This is a genomic window from Paenibacillus peoriae (genome assembly GCF_022531965.1).
In the GTDB taxonomy this organism is placed as follows: Bacteria; Bacillota; Bacilli; order Paenibacillales; family Paenibacillaceae; genus Paenibacillus; species Paenibacillus polymyxa_D.
Genome location: NZ_CP092831.1, coordinates 5,333,172 through 5,348,908 on the forward strand (window position 1 = coordinate 5,333,172; position 15,737 = coordinate 5,348,908).

Genomic DNA, 15,737 nt, shown 5'->3' on the forward strand with positions numbered 1-15,737 from the left:
GGAATGAGGTATCCCCTCTTCCCTTCTGGCTTGTTAGCAAGTATCGTCAAATGTATAAAGAGCGCGCATGCGTAAAATAAAGGAGTCTGCCAACGGCAGACTCCTTTTCAACTGGTCGCACGAAGCTACCATCTCTCCCACATTTTCCAACCAGCCTATTGCTTAGGCAATTGGAAAGAGCTTTTCAACGATACAACACGGTTAAATACAGGCTGGCCCGGTTTGGAAAGCTTCGGATCGACACTGAAATAACCATGACGGAAAAATTGGAACTTATCCTGTGATTGAGCTTCTTTCATGTTCGGCTCAACATAGCCATGAGCAATTTCCAAAGAGTTCGGATTCAATTGATCAAGGAATGTTTTTTCCGATGCATCCTCTTCAATCTCTTCCGTGTCCTCTGCGTTAATCAAAGGCTCATACAAACGGAATTCGGCAGGAACCGCTTGAGTAGCCTCTACCCAGTGGATCGTGCCTTTCACTTTACGTCCAGTAAAGCCTGATCCGCTCTTGGTTTCTACATCATAGGTACAGTGGATTTCCGTTACATTTCCGTCTGCGTCCTTAATCACATCGTTGCATTTAATGAAGTAAGCATGTTTGAGACGTACTTCATTACCAGGGAACAAACGGAAGTATTTGCTCGGCGGATTCTCCATGAAGTCCTCACGCTCGATATAAATTTCCCGGGAAAACGGAATTTGACGTGTACCGAGTTCCGGATTTTCCGTATTATTTTCCGCCTCCAGCATTTCAACTTGTCCTTCAGGATAGTTTGTGATAACCACCTTCAACGGATCTATGACTGCCATGGTGCGAGGTGCCTTAAGCTTCAAATCCTCACGTACAAAATGCTCCAGCACCTGCAAATCGATGACTCCGTAGGCTTTGGAAATGCCTGTCTCATATACGAAGCTGCGGATGGCCTCCGGCGTGTAGCCGCGACGACGTAAACCGGAAATCGTCGGCATACGCGGATCATCCCAACCATCTACGTGCTTTTCATCGACCAGAAGCTTGAGCTTACGTTTGCTGGTTACGGTTTGAGACAGGTTCAGCCGCCCAAATTCGTATTGGTGCGGTACCTTTTCCATCTCACATTCAGCTACAACCCAATCGTATAGCGGGCGCTGATCTTCGAATTCCAGCGAACAGAGTGAGTGCGTTACTCCCTCAATCGCATCTTCCAGCGGATGAGCATAGGAGTACATTGGATAGATACACCATGTGTCACCTGTATTGTGATGTGCTGTGTGTGAAATACGGTAAATAATCGGATCACGTAAATTAATGTTTCCCGAAGCCATATCAATTTTGGCACGCAGCACCTTTTCACCATTTTGGTATTTGCCTGCACGCATCTCTTCAAACAGCTTCAGATTATCTTCCACACTGCGATCCCGATAAGGACTATTTTGCCCCGGTTCGGTCAGTGTGCCACGAGTTTCACGGATTTGGTCCGCGCTTTGATCATCCACATAAGCTTTACCCTTTTGGATCAGCAGGATGGCACGCTTGTACATTTCTTCGAAATAATTGGAGGCAAAGTGTTTTTCCTCCCATTCATAACCGAGCCACTTCACGTCCTCTTGAATGGAGTTCACGTATTCCGTGTCTTCCTTCGCCGGATTGGTGTCGTCAAAACGCAGATTGGTGCGTCCTCCGAATTCATCTCCTAACGAGAAATTGATCCAGATAGCTTTGGCATGTCCAATATGCAAATATCCGTTTGGTTCAGGCGGAAATCGTGTAACAACCTCCTTTACCTTACCCGTACGTAGATCTTCTTCAATAACATTTTTAATAAAATTGGGGGGAGTGATCGGCTTCTCCACGCTAATCAACCTTTCTTCCGTATAATCTGTGTAAAACATGTTCCCTTAAATATACCCTTTCACACCGCATAACTCAATAAAATGAAAATCCTTATGCTCTCTTCAGCAAAAAAAGTGACAAGTTATGAAAAAGAGTTAACATTTTCGGCAAATAAATTCGTTATAGTGTATATATCTTTTATTTTGCCCGGAAAAGGAGACCCACCCGTGTTTAAGCTGCTCATTGTGATCCTGCTGTCTATGCTTTTGTCCTCTTCCGTCATGACTTCCGGCCATCCTTCACCGGACCCGGTGAACGGAACTGTACAATCTCGTCCACTAGCCAGCGCTCCAGAAGACTCATCCGTCCGCTTATATGCTGTTAGTCCGTCACAGGGATTATTCCATTCAGCTGTATTGGAAATCGGCCAACAACGCCACACATTCCGATGGTCGGGCTCGGCAGATATTTCCACCGCACCACAATTATATTATAGGGATGTGAACGGGGATGGTGTGCGTGAAGCCGTCGTGGTCCTCACGCGTGCCTCGGGAACGGGTGTCGAATTGCAGGAGTTGCATATTGTTAACGCACGGACGATGGGAGAATATGCAGTCGAATCGGCAGCAGATGCTGTGTCCCAGCGCGTTCACAGCTCAGTGGAGCCACGTGACCACAACCGCCAGGTTCATATTGCTGTCACGATTGACGGTGTCACACACACGATGGACCCTAAAGCATCAGTATTTTACGATGATCCAGCCCAATTTACAAAGCATCTCGATTTTAGCTCTGTCGTAATGTATGATGCCGAACAGCTTCCTCTGCAAGCCACTGTATCTGGCAGTGTATCCCCAACCGAATTTGTAGGGGATTTGGATCTGAGATATGTATACGAGCATGAACGGTTCCGGGTGGGACCTATTGAATTTGAAGCTTCCTCTCCCTTTTGACGACTCTCGCAGAATAAGGTAGCATGGGATTAAATGCTAGACTGGCTGGTTTAGCGATTTTCCGAGTGAAAGAGGGGATCAATCATGTTTACATATGCGTTGGACGAACGCACAGTCCTTCGGCCGCTCACCAAGGAGCATGTGCAGCCTCTGTTTGAGCTGATCGAAATGTCCCGTGACCGCCTGCGTCAATGGCTTCCATGGGTAGACTCTACCACGGAAATCAGCCACACAGAGCAGTTCGTGCAGGGCGCCTTGAAACAAGCCGCAGAGAACGGTAGTCTGACCGCCGGAATTTGGATAGACAACGAGCTTGCTGGCATCATCAGCTACCATGAGATCAATTGGACTCACCGCTCCGTTAGCATCGGATACTGGCTTGGACACGGGTACGAAGGACAAGGTCTAATGACCAGCGCCTGCCGCGTATTCGTTGAATATGCTTTGATGGAGCTGGACTTGCATCGGGTCGAAATCCGCTCTGCAACGACGAACCGCCGCAGCCGCGGTATTCCGGAACGTTTGGGCTTTGTGCTCGAAGGCATTGTACGCGAAGCGGAATTGCTGCCCGACGGCTACATGAACCACGCAGTGTACGGTATGCTCCAAAATGAATGGAAGCAACTTCGGTAATATTGTATTGTACAACAACGCCGCAGACCTGATCAGGTCTGCGGCGTTGTTGGTTTAGGCCGGACATAAAAGCGAATATTGCTGTCTATAGCCTCCCGCCTATTTTAAGAAATAGGCCATTAACACATCATCTACGAATTGGCCTGCTATGTAAAACTCCTCATGCAAACGTCCTTCAATCGCGAAACCACTTTTTTCATAAAACATAAGGGCTTCCGTGTTGCATGAGAGTACACGCAAACTCAACTTGCGTATGCCCTCGGCGGCTGCAAAGTCCTTCATGGAGTTCATGAGTGCCGTCCCAATACCTTTGCGATGATAAGCTGGATGTACAGCTATATTTATTTCGAGTACATGACAATTACTAGCCAACAGCGTTGGAGGACGAAATCCAATATACCCGCAGAGTACTTCCTGTTCGATGGCGACCAGTTGAGAGCCTGGAGGCGTATTACGCAGAAACTCCCCGCGCGACTTCCAGGACAGCGAAGCGGGAGCCGTGCGTTCATTCCATACCAATTCATCCAGCGCAATCAGATCAGGAGCATCCTTCATCTCCGAATGACGTATCGTCAAGAGTTGACTTGTAAACAATTCCTTTCAATCCTTCCTGTGAAGGCTTTCCTGAAGCAATAACTACAATCATCCGTCACTTATTGTACCATAATTACAGCATAATACTGCATTTTTATTAGGACTTAAGAACTGGGAACATCCGCCTTGGACGTCATAGTATTCAAAGTATCCGAATGATGCCGGTAACGGTTCAACCAGCTATGCAGGACGAAAAACAGGATCGACAACACCGCTACGCCTGATGCCAGCCAAAGTGTAGGCGGTAACCCACCGCCATCATACAACTTCCCCATAATATAAGGCCCCATTACCCGTCCGGCTGCGCCAATGCCCCCCACAAGCCCAATGTAAAAGGGTGCACCCCGACCTCCATGATCAGACAGGAATGCTGGAACCGCAGGTGCAATCAGCATTTCTCCCAGGGTCGCCAGAACCATAGCGAATATCATTCCAGTATAGTTCTGTGTGCCCAGCATGACAATATAAGCCGCCAAATAAAATCCTCCGGCCCATGTCATTTGCGTTGAAGCGTGATGAGCGTACAGTCGTTTTATCCAAAAAATAATGGGTTGTGCGGCAAAAATAAGGATACCATTCAGTGTCCATAGTAACCCATACATCGTTTTAGGCAAGCCCTGCTCAATAATATGGGGGGACACTCCTGTATTCCAGATCGAATTGCCGAACCATAAAAAAAGCGAGCCTAATCCTACAAAGAGATACAGCCTGGTATCACGAAACAGCAATCGAGCTGGGATTTCCTCTCTTTTCTTCACAGACTTGCTGAGCTGTACTTCCCCCTCTTCCCGATCCACCCTGCTTAGATAAGACCAGAAGAATCCGGCAAATACCGCAGAAGTCACCCCGTTCATCACAAAGCTGAGCTGATAGGAAAGATCCGCCAGCACGCCACTCAATCCCGTACCCACTGCAACCCCAATATTGTTAGCGACATAAATAATATTAAACAGCTCTCCACGACGGTCAGCGAAACGAAAACCTACAAACGCCTGAATCGCAGGCACAGATACAACATTAAAAAAACCGATAAAACCCATCATGATGACAAACGCTACCCAATGACCACTGGTAAATGGAAGCGTGAGAAGTCCCAGCGCGTTCATCGCGAGTGAGCCAACAATCAGTTTCTTGGCTCCAATACGGTGATAGAGGGCTCCGCCCAACACTTGACCAAAAATTCCGCCCAGAGACTGCACTAAAATCGCAATTCCTGCATCTCCCATACTACGGTTTAGCTCGTCAAACACATACATGCTAACCAACGGCCACATCAGGGAACTTCCAGCAGAATTAATCAGGCTGGCAATGAGAAACACTTTCACTTCTTTCGGATAAGACTCCAACCATTTCATATCTTTTGTTTCTCCTTTTGCATCTGACGCCATAAAAGGCATAATCTCATTGGCGCTTCACATTCACCACCGTTGAGAAGAAAGTAGCCCCCTGTCCCATATCCGACAGCCGATCAGAGGTTAACACATTGACACGCTGTCTGCGTCCTTTGCCTTCCCACCATAATCCCTGACTAATCACTGTACCGGGCAGCATCAGATCGGTAACTTTGGCTTTTAGCTCATACGTCCCCCGATCATTCCATACGGTAACCGGCTCCCCATCCGCGATGCCTCTCGTCTGAGCATCCTCCGGGTGAATTTGTAGCAAAGGCTCCCGCTCCAGTCGCTGATGCTTGGGCAAGTTAGCGAAAGTAGAATTCAGAAAATTATGGTTTGGCGGTGAAATAAACATTAATGGATACCGCTCGTCCGCTTGCGGTCGGTGCTCTCCGTCGTACCCTTCAATCAGCGGCACATAAGAAGGCATCGCGGGCAGACCTGCTTGTTTCATTTTTTCCGAATATAGCTCAATCTTGCCTGAAGGCGTGGTTAAACGATCCAAATAAGTGGCCTTTGGCGTCATATCAAGCTTTACAAAAGGTGACTTCTTTAAGGCTTCCAAGGTCACACCGTTGAGATAAGGGTTCGTTGGATTATCAAGCGCGCCTGCGATCATCTCCTCTTCACTTTCCGTAAAGGCGGCTTCATCAAAGCCCATTGCCCGCCCGAGCAGGCTAAACAGCTCATAATTACTTTTGCTCTCCCCGAGTGGAGCAATGACGGGCTGCTGCATTTGGATATAGTGGTGCCAGTACGATTTGTATAGATCTGTTCCTTCAAAAGAAGACGCGGCAGGCAGCACAATATCTGCATAGCGGGCCGTATCGGTTAGGAATAGGTCATGAACGACTGTGAACAAATCCTCTCGTTCAAATCCCTCTGTCACCCGTTCCGAATCGGGGGCTACAACTATCGGATTACTGCAATATACGAATAACGCCTTAATCGGCTGTTCCTTTTGTAGCAGCGCTTCTCCGATCCGGTTCATGTTAATCATCCGGGCGTCCAGATTCTGTCGCAGATCAGGACGCTCCAGATGGGCGCTGTTAATCTTGGCATAAGCGCCGTTGGAGCGTGACGCTCCCCCGCCGTGCTTCAGCCATTGTCCAGTGAGCGCAGGCAAGCATGTAACCGCACGTACGTTCATACCGCCATTATCATGATGCTGAAGCCCATTGCCGATATTGATATACGCTGCTCTCGCAGTTCCGTACATTTCCGCCAAACGGATGATATCCGCTTCCGGCACGCCGGTAATCCGCGAAACTCGCTCTGGTGTATATGTCTTAACATGCTCGCGCAGTTCCTCATGACCTACTGTGTAGCGATGTAAAAATTCGTCGTCCGTCAGTCCTTGAGCGAACAGTACATTCATAACACCCAGCGCGAGCGCTGTATCCGTCCCCGGATATAACGGAATGAACCAATCCCCCCATTGCGCCGTCCGGTTACGATGAACGTCAATAACGACCACCTTAGCACCTTTTTTACGTGCTTTCTCAGCCAAAACGACCTGATGCATGTTGGTGCTCATGACATTACCACCCCACACAATAATGAGGTCTGCATCCTCCGTGTCCTCCGGGCTGGTGCCGCCCTTAAAGCCCATAACGGATGCCCAGCCTTCATTCCCAGCCACGCTGCAAATCGTCTGATCCAGTTAGCTTGAACCCAGCGCATTAAAAAATCGGCGATCCATTCCATCCACACTCAATACGCCCATATTGCCATAAAAGCTGTAGGGGAGGATAGATTCCGGTCCGTCCGTACGGATCAGCTCCTTGAACCGACCTGTAATGGTATCGACCGCCTCCTCCCAGCTAATTCGTTCAAACTTCCCTTCTCCTTTGGGACCTACACGCTTCAATGGATAGAGCACCCGATCAGGATCATATACCCGCTCCGTCATATTGCGAACTTTGTTACAAATAGCCCCTTTGGTAATGGGATGATCTGGGTTTCCAGTCACCTTGACTATCTTTCCTTTTTCCTTGTGAAGCAGGAGCCCACACGTATCCGGGCAATCTAACGGGCATACAGCAGGAAAAATACCGTCCTGCTGCTCCGTCATCCGCTGTCCCCCTTGTAAGTCTTGTTGAAGCGTGGCCTCACGAGGCGCGCCATTGCGATGATCCATAGTGTTGATGCTCCTTTCCGTTACCGTTTCCAAAAATTACACTGATCTTATCATATCCACAGCTTTGGCCTATGGCAAGAGAAGGATTTTCCCACACAGCCGCTCTCCAAAATATTAAAAAAATCCGTCTGCTGCATAGAGCAAAACGGATTTTTTAAGAATCATAATTTTTTTCAACATCCTGTTTCATCATATCTTACTGAGGGTAAAAAAGATCAAGGCATCATGGACGAGCGCACACTCATCCTCCATGCCAAATCATGGACCACTCCCAAAAAAATCCGCCATGACAGGTTTCGTTCCCCCGGGCCTGTCATGGCGGATTTGCTTTGTTCATTGCTGTTTAAAGTACCATGATTAGGTAGGATCAATCAACGGATTGGATGTGCAACCGAAGAAGTAGTTGGAGATTCATTCACTGGATGTGCGCTGGCTTGAGGCTTTTTCAGATAGGCCAACCAGTAGGCTCCAGCCACAAACAGGCTACCTCCTACCAAATTCCCCAGCCAGACCGGAATGAAGTTCATAACATAATCTGCCCATGAAAAGTGGCCTGCAAAAATAGCCGCTGGAATGAGAAACATATTGGCAACAACGTGCTGAAATCCAATAGCCACAAAGGCCATGGTCGGGAACCAAATCCCCATAATTTTGCCGCCAATGGAGTCTGTGCTATATGCCAACCATACAGCCAGTGCTACGAGCCAGTTACATCCTATACCCGATATAAAAGACTGCAAAAAGCTTTCGTGTAACTTATGTCCTGCCATATCCACCACTTTGTCCAGATAAGGGCCCGTTTCTGTCAAACCCAGCACATGCCCAAAGAAAAATGCAACGAATAACGCACCTGCAAAATTACTGAGCGTAATAATCGCCAAATTACGAAGCATGACTCCTGTCTTAATCCGTCCTGCCCATCTCGCCAAAGGGACCGCCATCATATTACCAGTCAGTAATTCTCCGCCGGCGATCAAAACTAATACAAGACCTACAGGGAACACCGCAGCTCCAATAAAGTTGGCAATGCTTCCCCATTCTTTAGGCGCACTTGCAATAACACGTATATCCAGCAAAAAACCGAGTGCAATAAATGCACCTGCCAAAAATCCCAGTACCACCGCCACAGTCCACGGGTTGTTCGCCTTGGCCACTCCTGTTTCCACCGTCTTTTCAGCAATTTGCCCCGGTTTATAGCTCGCCATATATCCCCGCTCCTTTAATATTTATTCACTAAAATATTCTTCTTTCATATTTTATTTAAAATCAGTGATTAAGTTTGTGAAAAAAATCACTTTCTTAACTATAAAAAAAACAGCCCCTGAAAAAAGGACTGTTTTTCTGTATTATTACATCTACTGCGCTACTACGCGCTTTACATTTAATTGTATTCTTCCTTTTCAACTGCTCTTAAGAACCAAAGAACTCCACCAAGGCCTACCATGGCCACGACTACAAGAAAAAGGATATAAAACAAACCCATAAGCTACTTCCCCCCTGATCCTTATGCTACTCTATATTGTACTATAAGGATTCATCCGTACGCCTTAGATTGTTGACAAACTTATGAACAATGTCACAGACAAATCTAATTATACAGTAACTGGGTTCCGTTCAGATATTGTAGGCAATGCTTGTAAACCTGCCGCGTTCAAGAAATTCCAAGGCTTGTTATAATGCGGCTGGAAGAAGAAATCGACAAAGGCTAACTGGTCAATGGTCATATGGTTTTGAATAGCTACGGATAGCGTGTTAATGGATTGCGTCAAATCCACCTTCGACATAATTTGAGCACCCAAAATTCTCCGCGTCTCCTGCTCATATACCACTTTCAGTAACACTTTTTCGGAGGTTGGCATAAATTCAGGTCGGTAGCTGTCCTCAATGGTTACAGCTTCTACAGTCATGCCTTCGTCTATTGCCGCGGCTTCCGTCATGCCTGTTCCCGCGATATTGTCTTCGTAAATTTTGATACCCGAAGTTCCTTGGGTTCCCATGTAGGCAATGGTTGGTTGTACCAGATTACGTGCTACCAGCGTACCCATACGAACTGCGTTGGTTGCCAAAGGGATATAAGCCGTTTTACCGGTCGGATTATAGCGAATTGCACAACTGTCGCCTGCTGCAAACACGTCCGGGCAACTACTTTGCATATAGTTATCCACAATGATCGCACCGTTAGGCAACATATCTACCTGACCTTTGAGCAGATCCGTTTGAGGTCGGAAACCGATGCAGAGAATAACAAGCTCTGTTTCATATTCTCCTTTAGAGGTCACGACTTTACTTACCTTACCGTTCGTACCCTCAAAACGACTCACCGTCTCGCCAAGTACCAGCTTAATGCCATGTTCCTTCAGGGAACTTTCAATCCGGTCTGTATACTCATGGTCCAAATACTTATTCAATATACGATCAGCACTGTCAATCAGTGTTACGTTTTTACCGTTCATTTGGAAAGCTTCTACTAATTCAACACCAATGTATCCAGCTCCCACGACTGTAATGTTCTGTACGTGCTGGGCTTTCTCAATGATATCATTGGAATGATTATAGTTTTTACAGAGCAAAATATGATCAAGTTCAATGCCTTCCAGCTTTGGAATAATGGGCCATGATCCCGTGGTCACAATTAGTTTATCAAATGTGTCTGTAAATTCTTCACCTGTTTGGAGATTACGGGCATGCAGCGACTTCCCAGCCGTATCCACACTCGTTACCTCATGAAGCATCTTGGTCACTACACCCAAGTCAGACAGTTGATCTGGAGACGAATAAAACAGGCCATGCGGATCTTTGACGACACCACCTACGTACAGCGCAATACCACAAGATAAAAATGAAATATTATCATTACGCTCGTAAACGGTAATTTCTGCATCTGGATAACATTTAGCTGTGTTAACGATAGCTGCTGTGCCTGCGTGTGTACATCCGATAACTGCTACTTTCATGTTGAATTCCTCCTTGGTGTGTGGGCATAAACTGTATAATAATTGTGAATAGTTTCACGTAAACAGCTCGTTAGTGTTTGTGATTTATTTCACTTCATGCTCTTATTATAGTGTGATATTTTTCACATTACAATAGCTTTTTGTGATATTCACAATTTGTCCACATTTAAAAAAGAAAGGATATACGAGATCAGCTGTTTGCTGAAATGTTTTTTTGCTCCATTCAGTTTCCCCTGTAGGCGGCCTGATTATGCCCATGGAATCGACTTTCACATGATGCTCCCCCCTTAGACAAATGCACATGTAGAGAACAAAAAAAGGTCCGCTTCCCGGAGATATGCCGGAAATCAGACCTTTTTAAACATATATTTTGGAATGAAGGCAAAGCTACTATAGCAATTGCTCAATGGCTGCTTTCATCGCTTCTGGTGACTCCTTCGGTTCAAAACGACCCACAGGTACACCTTCACGATTCACAATGAATTTCGTAAAATTCCACTGAATTGTCCCATCTTCCTGTTCTCCAGGCTGTTGCTTTTTCAAATATTCAAACAGAGGCGCTGTATCCGGTCCGTTGACGTTCACTTTGGCGAATACCGGGAAAGTAACCCCGTAATTCAGTTGGCAAAATTCAGCCGCTTCCTCGCTGCTGCCCGGCTCCTGACCGCCAAATTGGTTGCAAGGAAAACCTAATACAACTAATCCCCGATCCTTATATTCGTCATAAAGCTTTTGCAAATCCCCATATTGCGGGGTAAGTCCGCATTTACTGGCGGTATTCACAATAACCAGCACCTTACCAGCGTAAGTATTCAGAGAAACCTCCTGATTCGCTGGTGTTACGGCATTATGTGAATAGACAGACATACAGCATCCTCCTTCGTGTCACTTGGTTTAGGTTACATAACCTATTTTAACCAAAAGGTGACGGACATGCCAACATATACAGAGCCTTTACCGTGATGCCACCACTTCGAGTCTGCGTTCTTCGCGTTCGGAAGCGGACATTTTGGGGCAAGTATAACAATACCGCTGACCTCCACCTGTCTTGTAATATTGGCAACAGGACGGTTTCATGTAGGTATTTTCACCAGGGCGGTAAGGATTGTCCAATTCAACGAGACGAACCGTAAACGGATTTCTTTTACGCCCGAATATCTCTCCCTCAAGTTCACGTGTCACATACATATAATCTTGTTCAAAGCGCTCCACATCCCGAGGATCAGTCAACGATGGCTGTACTCTATCCTTAAAATACAGCAATGCCAACGGAAACTGTCCCCACATTTGGCCGATAGATGCTCTCCCCACTGTAGCAATTGCTTCCAACATGGGCCGCATCTGCAAACTGTAAAAATCTCTTAACACTTGCTGAGCCTGTTTGGAAGAACGGTGATCCCCATTGTTCCACGTATTGTCCAGCTCTGTTAAGTCGATGACCTGAAGGCTAATAGAGGGGTATTCACCTTCACAACAAATATGAAATCTGAGATTAGAAACGGACAGGTCCCAACGGCGTTCACACAGTGATACCATAAAATGCTGCGCAAACACGAGGCCACGCAGCTGGTTCGCAAAGTAAACGGCTGCGGTTAAATCGTCTTCAGCACGCAGAAGATCGCCATAATACTCCATCACAGAGCGGATCTTATCTGGTTCAAGCCATTCGGCCACTGGCCCGGAATATACAGCATCCTCCGGCGTGACTCTCACTATGTTTGCTAGTTGCTCAAGCTGATCGTAATCCAGTGGTTTCATGGTATGTCCCCTTTAACCTCTTGCCGCTACTTGTGCTCTAGCATCACGTCGCTCAGCAACAGAACCCACAGGTTGCTTATCTTCCACATTCATTTCTTTTATGGCTTGGCTTACCGCAGGCTGTCCAGCCAAAGCATACGGAAGACAGAGCGGTACACCTGTACGAGGATCTGTTACAATATCAGCCTCAATCCCGAACACTTCACGCAGCACATCAGGGGACATAACCTCAGTTGGAGTTCCTACAGCCTCAGCTTTCCCTTTTTTGATTGCAATCATATGCTGAGCATACCGGGCCGCATGGTTCAAATCGTGCACGACCATAACAATGGTGCGCTCCTCCGAAGTATTTAGATACTCCAGCAAATGCAGCACTTCCAGTTGATGCGCCATATCTAAAAATGTCGTCGGCTCATCCAGAAATAAAATATCCGTATCCTGCGCAAGTGCCATAGCAATCCAGGCACGCTGACGCTGACCGCCAGAAAGCTGATCAATCGGACGATCGTGGAACTCGCTCATTCCCGTTACTTGAATGGCCCACTCTACCATTTTGCGATCTTCCGCTTTCATGGAACCAAAACCTTTTTGATAAGGAAAACGTCCGTAAGATACCAGTTCCGTCACGGTTAATCCTTCCGGTGCAGTCGGATTTTGCGGCAAAATAGCCAGCTGCTTAGCTACTTCCCGGGTGGATTGCTTATGAATGGATTTACCGTCAAGCAGAACACTGCCGCCCTTAGGATTCATGATGCGAGCCATCGTCTTCAGAATAGTGGACTTGCCAGAACCATTTGCGCCCACCAAGGCTGTGATTTTCCCTTGCGGTATTTCTACGTTCAGATCTTCTACAATCAATCGATCTTCATAAGCAATATCCAGATTTGCCGTTTTCAGACGAAACATGTGGAATCATCCCTTTCCCTTATCCAATATATATAGTCACGGGCTTAACGCACGACTTTCATCAAAACTTCATTCTATCTTTATATAATAAAGATATTGATAATCATTATCAAGTGTTAACTGGTTTATTTCCTATATCATACAGTGCATATCATCCAATATTTCCTCAAAAAATTCAAAAAAAGATCACAGCTCCTCGAAGCTGTGATCTTTCAAATCCGGCGAATTGCATTATGACTGTACAGAAGACAGTCCAAATGCTTCGGCCATGAGACGTATAGATTTCATTTTGGCATCAAAGTCATGAATAATGCTCGCAACCATGATCTCCTGTGCATTATAGTCCTTACTTAATTGCTCAATCTGACGCTTCACCTGTTCGGGCGAACCGACTACCATACGTTTGCGATTCTCACGTATCCGCATCCGGTCAAACGGCGTATACGGATACGCCAGTGCCTTTTCCACGGAAGGTGTTCCAGCGGAGCGCATTCCCTGCTCTAATAGTACAAGAGACAAGTCCATGCTGGAAGCCAAGCGATTGGCCTCCTCTTCGGTATCCGCACAGATCGCAAATACGGCAACAAGCGAACGTGGTTGGTCACTATGCTGGGAAGGCTGGAAGCTTTCCTGGTATTCCTTCATAGCCCCTGTGCCGCCTTCACCATTAATGAACTGTGCAAACGCAAAGCCCACGCCACGCTCGGCTGCCAGACCTGCGCTATCACCACTGGAGCCGAGCAACCACATTTCCGGTACAGTTTCTATAAGCGGCATCGCCTGTAGCGAACCGAAACGGTGATTATTGCCTGTGCTGTCATGTAAATAAGCTAACAGGTCATCCAACTGCTCAGGGTATAGATCTACACCCCCTCGCATTTTGCCTTCTTGCAGGGCTCTGGTAGCAATGGGCATTCCTCCAGGCGCCCGTCCCAGACCTAAATCAATGCGTCCCGGATACAATCCCTCCAACACACGAAAGTTTTCCGCTACTTTATAAGCGCTGTAATGAGGCAGCATCACCCCACCCGACCCCACTCGAATGGCCCGAGTACGGGCGGCCAGATGTGAAATCAGTACCTCCGGGCTGGACCCAGCGAGATTTGCTGCAGAATGATGCTCTGATACCCAAAAGCGATGATAACCCAAGCGTTCCGCCTCTATAGCAAGCTCAGCGGTCTTTTGTAATGCCTGCGCATGCGTCATGCCTTCCGATACCGGAGATTGGTCAAGAATGCTGAGTTTTATCATAAAAGTCTGACCTTTCTATTTGGGAATAAGGATAGACATTAATTATAGCACGCGTAGCCACAGTTACCCAAGAGGGGCCCCTATCAATTTTATAGTGGAAAAGTTTATTTTTCGTAAAGACTTGCGTTCCCTTTATCCGCCTCGTAGAGATGCGAACGCTTTTTAAAGAAACTATACAAATGTGTAACGATTACTTTCAAGACAGCATACCCCGGAACCGCCAGTACAATTCCCACCACACCAAACAAATTGCCTGCGGTCAGAATAACGAAGATAATCGTGATCGGATGTACCCGAAGAGATTTGCCCATAATTTGTGGAGAAATTAATTTACCCTCAATGAGCTGTACGACTGTCCACACGATAACCATCTTGAGCAGCATAATCGGTGAGGTGACCAAGGCTACAATTAACGCAGGTGTAATGGCAATGACGGGACCTAAGTAGGGGACAACGCTCGTAAAGGATGCAATGACTGCAAGCGTCAGAGAGTAGTCTAATCCAATGATTAGGTAACCAATATACAACAGCGCCCCAATACAGAAGCTGACAATAATCTGCCCACGAATATAGGAACTGACCTGATGATTCATCTCGGTCATAATGCGATCTGTTTCTTTACGAAACATAGGCGGGAGCATTTTCAGGATAAACTGTGGTAGCTTGTGTCCATCTTTTAGCAAGTAGAACAGAATAAATGGAACCGTGGCAATCGCAAGTACCGTTTCTGTAACCACGCCCAAAAAGCTGCCCACACCCGTCCATGCATTATTAATAAAGCTAGATAACTTTTCAGAAGCTTTGGAGGCCAGCTCAGATGGATTAATTTGAATCGTGTTCTGGAACTGGTTTACAAAATCGCTGCCGATCAGTTTCTCGAATTGTCGTTGTACTTGCTCGCTATAGGCAGGGAAATTTTGAATAAGCCCCTGTATTTGATCACGGATCACAGGCACCACCGATGTAACCACAATCGCAATAACCCCTATAATAAGCAAAAACAATACAACAATGGAGTATACTCGTTTCACCTTGTTACGCTCCAGTACATCAACCAACGGATTGAACAGATAGTACAACACGCCGGATAAAATGACAGGGAGAATGATCGTTTTTAACAGCACCATGACAGGTGTGAATATGTATGAAATTTTGGTAAGCACCAAGATATTCAAGCCGATCAGCAGCAGTACCAGCAGGAATAACACAAACTTGTTGTTCAGAAAAAACTTCTTGAATCGGTCTTTCCATGCCGGAGTTATTTCCACACCACATTCCCCTTCTCTTTACACAAATGAGTATACGTTCTTCATAGATACGATATATTTTTGGAACAAAA

General features: G+C 46.5%; 12 protein-coding genes and 1 pseudogene. 2 read left to right on the forward strand and 11 right to left on the reverse strand.

Features of this window, described 5'->3' with window-relative positions; genetic code table 11:
* Positions 1–155: 155 nt before the first annotated feature.
* Entirely contained in the window at positions 156–1,874 is a 1,719-nt protein-coding gene (locus tag MLD56_RS23575) for a glutamine--tRNA ligase/YqeY domain fusion protein (protein WP_239645238.1), read from the reverse strand.
* Between the two features lie 168 nt (positions 1,875–2,042).
* On the opposite strand from MLD56_RS23575, the gene MLD56_RS23580 reads away from it, so the two are divergent.
* Positions 2,043–2,768 (forward strand): hypothetical protein, encoded by a 726-nt coding sequence (locus MLD56_RS23580; RefSeq protein WP_029518538.1) that lies wholly within the window; start codon positions 2,043–2,045, stop codon positions 2,766–2,768.
* Between the two features lie 84 nt (positions 2,769–2,852).
* Positions 2,853–3,401: a GNAT family N-acetyltransferase gene (locus MLD56_RS23585; protein WP_029518539.1), complete on the forward strand. Its 549-nt coding sequence runs from the start codon at positions 2,853–2,855 to the stop codon at positions 3,399–3,401.
* Between the two features lie 99 nt (positions 3,402–3,500).
* Here MLD56_RS23585 and MLD56_RS23590 read toward each other — a convergent pair whose 3' ends face one another.
* The 10 genes and pseudogenes from MLD56_RS23590 to MLD56_RS23635 all read right to left on the reverse strand — a co-directional run bounded on the left by MLD56_RS23590 (position 3,501) and on the right by MLD56_RS23635 (position 15,666).
* A complete protein-coding gene (locus tag MLD56_RS23590; protein ID WP_029518540.1) occupies positions 3,501–3,995 on the reverse strand; it encodes a GNAT family N-acetyltransferase in 495 nt (164 codons plus the stop codon).
* A 104-nt stretch (positions 3,996–4,099) separates the two neighbouring features.
* Positions 4,100–5,350, reverse strand: coding sequence for an MFS transporter (locus MLD56_RS23595; protein WP_029518541.1), 1,251 nt, complete (start codon positions 5,348–5,350; stop codon positions 4,100–4,102).
* A gap of 46 nt (positions 5,351–5,396) precedes the next feature.
* Positions 5,397–7,529: pseudogene (locus MLD56_RS23600) on the reverse strand (molybdopterin-containing oxidoreductase family protein).
* A 371-nt stretch (positions 7,530–7,900) separates the two neighbouring features.
* Positions 7,901–8,734: a formate/nitrite transporter family protein gene (locus tag MLD56_RS23605; protein ID WP_241113439.1), complete on the reverse strand. Its 834-nt coding sequence runs from the start codon at positions 8,732–8,734 to the stop codon at positions 7,901–7,903.
* A 387-nt stretch (positions 8,735–9,121) separates the two neighbouring features.
* Positions 9,122–10,483, reverse strand: a complete 1,362-nt coding sequence (locus MLD56_RS23610; RefSeq protein ID WP_029518544.1) for an FAD-dependent oxidoreductase — start codon at positions 10,481–10,483, stop codon at positions 9,122–9,124.
* A 390-nt stretch (positions 10,484–10,873) separates the two neighbouring features.
* A complete protein-coding gene (locus MLD56_RS23615) occupies positions 10,874–11,350 on the reverse strand; it encodes a glutathione peroxidase (protein ID WP_029518545.1) in 477 nt (158 codons plus the stop codon).
* An 87-nt stretch (positions 11,351–11,437) separates the two neighbouring features.
* Positions 11,438–12,241: a (2Fe-2S)-binding protein gene (locus MLD56_RS23620; RefSeq protein WP_029518546.1), complete on the reverse strand. Its 804-nt coding sequence runs from the start codon at positions 12,239–12,241 to the stop codon at positions 11,438–11,440.
* A gap of 12 nt (positions 12,242–12,253) precedes the next feature.
* Positions 12,254–13,147, reverse strand: a complete 894-nt coding sequence (locus MLD56_RS23625) for an ABC transporter ATP-binding protein (protein ID WP_029518547.1) — start codon at positions 13,145–13,147, stop codon at positions 12,254–12,256.
* Between the two features lie 231 nt (positions 13,148–13,378).
* A complete protein-coding gene (locus tag MLD56_RS23630; RefSeq protein WP_029518548.1) occupies positions 13,379–14,398 on the reverse strand; it encodes an LLM class flavin-dependent oxidoreductase in 1,020 nt (339 codons plus the stop codon).
* A 104-nt stretch (positions 14,399–14,502) separates the two neighbouring features.
* A complete protein-coding gene (locus MLD56_RS23635; protein WP_029518549.1) occupies positions 14,503–15,666 on the reverse strand; it encodes an AI-2E family transporter in 1,164 nt (387 codons plus the stop codon).
* Positions 15,667–15,737: the final 71 nt, after the last annotated feature.